Origin of the sequence: Kitasatospora sp. NPDC057512, from assembly GCF_042802135.1 — a bacterium.
GTDB lineage: Bacteria > Actinomycetota > Actinomycetes > Streptomycetales > Streptomycetaceae > Kitasatospora.
This window is the reverse complement of the sequence record NZ_JBHVET010000528.1, coordinates 1-6229: the sequence shown is the minus strand read 5'-3', so window position 1 is coordinate 6229 and position 6229 is coordinate 1. Positions and strand designations below refer to the sequence as shown.

4 protein-coding genes and 1 pseudogene are annotated in these 6229 nt (G+C 74.0%); all 5 read left to right on the top strand.

All coding sequences use genetic code 11. From position 1 onward, the window contains the following. Positions 1-57: 57 nt before the first annotated feature. Positions 58-705, top strand: coding sequence for an NUDIX domain-containing protein (locus ACFU6K_RS28235; protein ID WP_380667655.1), 648 nt, complete (start codon positions 58-60; stop codon positions 703-705). Positions 706-922: 217 nt separating this feature from the next. Beyond that, entirely contained in the window at positions 923-3112 is a 2190-nt protein-coding gene (locus tag ACFU6K_RS28230) for a tetratricopeptide repeat protein (protein WP_380667653.1), read from the top strand. Positions 3113-3373: 261 nt separating this feature from the next. Further along, positions 3374-4489, top strand: a complete 1116-nt coding sequence (gene ald, locus ACFU6K_RS28225) for an alanine dehydrogenase (protein ID WP_380667651.1) — start codon at positions 3374-3376, stop codon at positions 4487-4489. A gap of 425 nt (positions 4490-4914) precedes the next feature. Further along, positions 4915-5982, top strand: coding sequence for a ParA family protein (locus ACFU6K_RS28220; protein ID WP_380667657.1), 1068 nt, complete (start codon positions 4915-4917; stop codon positions 5980-5982). Positions 5983-6023: 41 nt separating this feature from the next. After that, positions 6024-6229, top strand: a pseudogene (locus tag ACFU6K_RS28215) (hypothetical protein); the annotation flags it as partial.

Below are 6229 nucleotides of genomic sequence, written 5' to 3'. Positions count from 1 at the left end.
CCCGCGGGGCCGCCGTTCCGCGTTAGATTGTGTCGTACTGACGAAAAGGGGAGAGCGATGGACGAGCAGAGCCGCCAGGGGATCGCCGACGTGGCCGAGGAGTGGGAGGTCCGGGCCGGCGGGACGCCCTTCCAGGGCAAGGTCACCGGGGTCCGCAGCGAGGAGGTCCGGATGCCCGACGGCAGCTGGGCCCGCCGCGACTACCAGACCCACCCCGGCTCGGTCTCGGTGCTCGCCCTGGACGACGAGCAGCGGGTGCTGGTGCTGCGCCAGTACCGCCACCCGGTGCGCCAGCGGCTGTGGGAGCTGCCCGCCGGCCTGCTCGACGTGCCCGGCGAGAACCCGTGGCACGCCGCGCAGCGCGAGCTGTACGAGGAGGCGTACTGCAAGGCCGACACCTGGCGGATCCTCGCCGACTACTACACCTCCCCGGGCGGCACCGACGAGGCGCTGCGGATGTTCCTCGCCACCGACCTGGCGCCGGCCGAGGGCGAGCGCTACGCGGCCCAGGGCGAGGAGCAGGAGATCGAGGTCGCCTGGGTGCCGGTACCGGAGCTGATCCGGCTGATCCAGGCGGGGAAGCTGCACAACCCGACCCTGATCACCGGCACCCTCGCCGTGCACGCCGCGCTCACCGGCCCGGACGGACTGGACGCGCTGCGCCCGGCGGACTCGCCCTGGCCGGCCCGCCCCTTCGAGGCCTGAGTCGGCCGCTCGGGGGACGGCCGGCCGCCGGGCGTTGAGTCGTTGGGGTGATTTGCGGATTCGTACGACCGGATGTCACCTCGGCTGAGCCGGACGGTCGAACTACGCTTCGCAGACAGGGCGCCCGTCCCGGGCCGCCTCCGCTGAACTCCGGAGGCCGGGCACCGGAAGCCGGGTGTCGGATGCCGAGCGCGGGATGACGTCGGGAGTGGCACGGGTGGCGAGGAAGACGGCGACGATGGACCCCGGCCCCGGCGCGCCCGCCGGGGCCGTCCCGGGCCTGGAGCGGCTGCCGGCCGCGCCCGCGCTGTTCGTCGGGCGGCGCGCCGAACTGGCCGCGCTGCGGGCGGCCGCCGCCCGCCCGGCGAGCGGGCGCTGCCCGGTGCTGGTGCTGGCCGGGCGCCCCGGCTCCGGACGGACCGTCCTGGCCGCGCGCTTCGCCCGTACCGTCGCCGCCGACTACCCGGACGGCGTGCTGTTCGTCCGGTTGTCCGCCCCGGACGGCGGCCGGGTGCCGCCCGCCCGGGCCGCCCGGCTGCTGCTGGAGCAGCTCGACCCGCAGACCGCCGTGCCGCTGCCCGGGACGGGCGAGGACGGGCGGGACGAGCCGGGCTGCGTGGCGCTGCGCGAGGCGCTCGTGGGGCTGCGGGTGCTGCTCGTCCTGGACGACGTCCGGGACGCCGGGCAGGTGTGGCCGCTGCTCGCCGACGAGCCCGGCTGCCTGGTGCTCGCCACCACGGCCGGGCCGCTCACCGGGATCGAGGACATCGACCCGGTGATCCTCGGCGGGCTGGACCGGCAGGCCTCCGGCGAGCTGCTGGCCGACCTGGTCGGCGGCACCCGGATCTCCTGCGACCCGGTCGGCGGGGCGGACCTCGCCGAGGCCTGCGCCTCCCGGCCGGCCGCGCTGCGGCTGATGGCGGGGTGGCTGCGCGGGAACCCGAAGATCGCGGTCACGGAGGCGGCGCGCGAGCTCAACCGGGTGGTGGGGGAGGAGACGTCGGCGGTCACGGGGGTCGCGGCGGAGCCGGCCGCGGGTGGTGCGGGCGCCGCGGTTGCTGCGGTGCGGGAGAAGGAGAAGGAGAAGGGGAGGACGCCGAAGAAGAAGGAAGGGGAGCGGGCGGCCAAGGCCTCCGGTGCTCCTTCGGCCGGACCCACCGGAGCCGCCGGGCCGGGCGGGGCCGGGCGGGGCCCCTCGGGGAAGGCGGTCCCGGGGAAGCCGGCGGAGGGCCGGGCCGGTGAGCCCGCCGCGGCGGCCGCCGCGGTGACCGAGTCGGCCGGTGACCCGGCGGCCTGGGTGAAGCCCGGCCCGGAGCCGGCCGAGCCGGTGCCCGTCCCCGACAACGATCCGCTGCTCGGCGCGTTCAGCCTGCTGTACCGCGGGCTGCCGGCCGCCCAGGCGCGGATGCTGCGCACCCTCACCCTGGCCCCGGCGCAGACCGCCGACCCGCGCACCGCCTCCGCCCTGGTCGGCTGCCCGGTGCCGGACGCGGCCGCGACGCTGGCCGCGCTGGCCGAACGGGAGCTGCTCGGCGAGGAGGCGCCGACCGCCGACGGCACCCCGCGCTACCGGGTGCCCGGGCGGCTCTACCCCCGACTGGTCCGGCTGCGCGAGCAGGAGGACCGGCCCACCGAGACCGAGCTCGCCCGGGCCCGGCTGCTGGAGCGGCTGGTCCGGCTCACCGAGTCGGCCCGCGCGCTGCTCGACCCGGCGGCCGGCCCCGGCTCCGGCCAGGACCCGGTGCCCGCCCCGCTGCGGCTGCGCTCGGCCGCGCACGCCCGCGAGTGGCTGCTCGGCGAGCGGGAGCTGCTGCTCGGCGCGGTGGCCGACGCGATCGGCCAGGGCGACCTGGACGGATCGGCCGGGCGGCTGGTCACCGCGCTGCTGCGGGCCCTGCCGCTGACCGGAGCCGCCGCCCCCACCGACCTCTACCGGCTGCACGAGCTGGTGCTGACCGTCGCCGAGCGCAACGGCCGGCCCCGCCGGGCCTCGGCCGCGCTGCTCAACCTGGGCGACCTCCAGGCCTCGGCGGGCCGCTGGGAGCAGGCCGCCGCCCACTACCGGGCCGCCCTGGAGCACGCCCGGAAGGCCGACGACGAACCGCTCTGCGCCCGGGCCCTGGAGAGCGCCGCCAACTGCCACCGGGCGCTCGGCGACGCGGTGCGGGCCGCCGACTGGTACGGCCGGGCGCTCGGCCTGCGGCAGGCGCTCGGGGACCACGCGGCCGAGGCCCGGCTGCTCGCCCGGGTGGCCGAGGCGCACACCGCGCAGCGCCGCTTCGACGAGGCCGACCGGGAGTACCGGGCCGCGCTCGCGGTGCTGCGCCGGCTGGGCGACGAGCGGGGCCTGGAGGCCGTCGGGGGCGCCCTCGCGGACCTGCGGGAACGCGTCGACGCCGGGTGGTGAGGGCCCTTTCGGAGGTATTGTCGGAAGTGCCCGGTTACGACGTCTTTGGTGGGTAAGTCGCAGGGGAAGCCTACGAATCTGCCAATGTGTTCGGAAAATTTATTCACTTTGGAAGGCTGACACGCCGCCTGGGCTTCATTACACTCGAACTCAGTCGCGCAGCGATCCCGGCCCCGGGCTGTCCCGGAGGCTTCCCCACGTGCGCGTCGCCCACCGGTCTTCTCCGGTCGGGACCCCCATGGCAAGAGGACGTGTTTAGCCGTGAAGGTCGGCATCCCCCGCGAGGTCAAGAACCACGAGTACCGCGTGGCCATCACGCCCGCCGGCGTGCATGAGCTGGTCCGCAACGGACACGAGGTCTACATCGAGGACAACGCCGGTGTCGGCTCCTCGATCCCGAACGAGGAGTACGTGGCCGCCGGCGCCACCATCCTCCCCACCGCCGACGAGGTGTGGGCCACCGCCGACCTGCTGCTGAAGGTCAAGGAGCCCATCGCCTCCGAGTACCACCGGCTGCGCAAGGGTCAGACCCTCTTCACGTACCTCCACCTGGCGGCCGACCGGGCCGGCACCGACGCGCTGATCGCCTCGGGCACCACCGCCATCGCGTACGAGACCGTGCAGCTGTCGAACGGCGCGCTGCCGCTGCTCGCCCCGATGTCCGAGGTCGCGGGCCGCCTGGCCCCGCAGGTCGGCTCGTACCACCTGATGCGTCCGGCCGGCGGCCGCGGCACCCTGCCGGGCGGCGTGCCCGGCACCCACCCGGCCAAGGCCGTCGTCATCGGTGGCGGCGTCTCCGGCTGGCACGCGGCCACCATCGCCGTCGGCATGGGTTACGACGTGACCCTGCTGGACCGCGACATCAACAAGCTGCGCGAGGCCGACCGCGTCTTCGGCACCAAGGTCAAGACCATCGTGTCGAACGCCTTCGAGCTGGAGAAGGCCGTCGTGGAGGCCGACCTGGTCGTCGGTGCCGTGCTGATCCCGGGCGCCAAGGCCCCGAAGCTGGTCACCAACGAGCTGGTCTCCCGCATGAAGCCGGGCTCCGTGCTCGTCGACATCGCCATCGACCAGGGCGGCTGCTTCGAGGACTCGCACGCCACCACGCACGACGACCCGACCTTCAAGGTCCACAACTCGGTCTTCTACTGCGTGGCCAACATGCCGGGCGCCGTCCCGAACACCTCCACCTACGCGCTGACCAACGCCACCATGCCGTACGTGCTGGAGCTGGCCAACCGCGGTTGGAAGGACGCGCTGCGCCGCGACGCCGCGCTCGCCAAGGGCCTGAACGTGCACGAGGGCCAGATCACCTTCCCGGCCGTGGCCGAGGCCTTCGGCCTGGAGTCGGTCTCCCTGGAGAGCGTGCTCGCCTGAACCCCCTGACCGCCCGGCGGTCGTTCGCCCCCGACCCGATCCCTTCGGGCCGGGGGCTTCGCCATGCCCGTGAACGGCGGGTGGATCGGGTAGGTCGCTCTGTCGTCAATATCTGTCGGTCACGTCACCCGCCCGCAGAAACGTTGGGGCCGGTGACCCTCTCATCCCTTGACAGCAGCCCGCTCGATAGTCGACACATCCTGCCCACTACCGTGGATTGTGTTGCTGCGAACGCCTTGAACGGCCTAGAGTCGCAAACCGTCGGCATGCTGCCACGCTGACGAATCGACATAGAGTCCTGGATGCCCAAGGAGGTAAGACGACTTGTGAATGAGTCGACAATTGCTCCCGGGGGTGGTCAGCCAGGACTGGCGGCGCTCACCGCCGGCCAGCCGAGTGAGGAGCCCGGGGCCCGGCAGCCCTCCGTGGGCTCGGCCGAGGTCGGCTCGGTCGCACTCCGTACTTTCGAAGCACGCCAGAACACAGCGCAGGTGACCACGGTGACCGATCACGACACCGACTTGGCGGCCTACGGCCTGGCCTACGGCGAGTTCGCCTACGGCGCCTACGACGACCCGGACGCCGAGTACGAGCCGGACCCGGAGTACGCCGCCACGCTGGCCCCCGACGCCGCGCGCCAGCGCCGCGAGCGGGTCGGACCGACCGGCCGCCCGCTGCCGTACTTCCCGATCCCCGCGCCGGTCGCCGAGCACGGCCCCGCCCAGATCATCGCCATGTGCAACCAGAAGGGCGGCGTCGGCAAGACCACGTCGACCATCAACCTGGGCGCGGCGCTGGCCGAGTACGGCCGCCGGGTGCTGCTCGTCGACTTCGACCCGCAGGGCGCGCTCTCGGTCGGCCTCGGCGTCAACCCGATGGAACTCGACGTCACCGTCTACAACCTGCTCATGGAGCGGGGTCTGACGGCCGACGAGGTGCTGCTGAAGACGGCGGTCCCGGGGATGGACCTGCTGCCGTCCAACATCGACCTCTCCGCCGCCGAGGTGCAGCTGGTCAGCGAGGTGGCCCGGGAGTCCGCGCTGGCGCGCGCCCTGAAGCCGCTGCTGCCCGACTACGACTACGTCATCATCGACTGCCAGCCCTCGCTGGGCCTGCTGACGGTCAATGCGCTGACGGCCGCTCACAGCGTGATCGTCCCGCTGGAGTGCGAGTTCTTCGCGCTGCGCGGTGTCGCGCTGCTGACCGAGACCATCGAGAAGGTCTGCGAGCGGCTCAACCCCGACCTGCGCCTGGACGGCATCCTGGCCACCATGTACGACTCGCGCACCGTGCACAGCCGCGAGGTGCTGGCGCGCGTCGTCGAGGCGTTCGGCGAGCACGTCTTCCACACCGTCATCGGGCGGACCGTGCGCTTCCCGGAGACCACCGTCGCCGGCGAGCCCATCACGACGTACGCGACCAACTCGGTCGGTGCCGCCGCCTACCGCCAGCTCGCCAGGGAGGTGCTCGACCGGTGCCGCCCCGCCGAGTGAGTCTCCCGGGTGCCGACGAGCTGTTCCGGACCACGGGAGGGATGGCGCTGTCGCCCTCCCTCGCGCCGCGTCCGGCCGCCGAGGCATCCAGACCGGAGACCGCGCGGACCGTCAACGGACGACAGGACGGTGCCGAGGGCACCGAGCCCGCCCAGGGCGCCCAGGACGACCGGCAGGTGACGCCGGAGCAGCAGGCGGGCGCCTCGGTGCCGGCGCCCGCGCAGCGGTCCGGAGCGGCCGCCGGGCC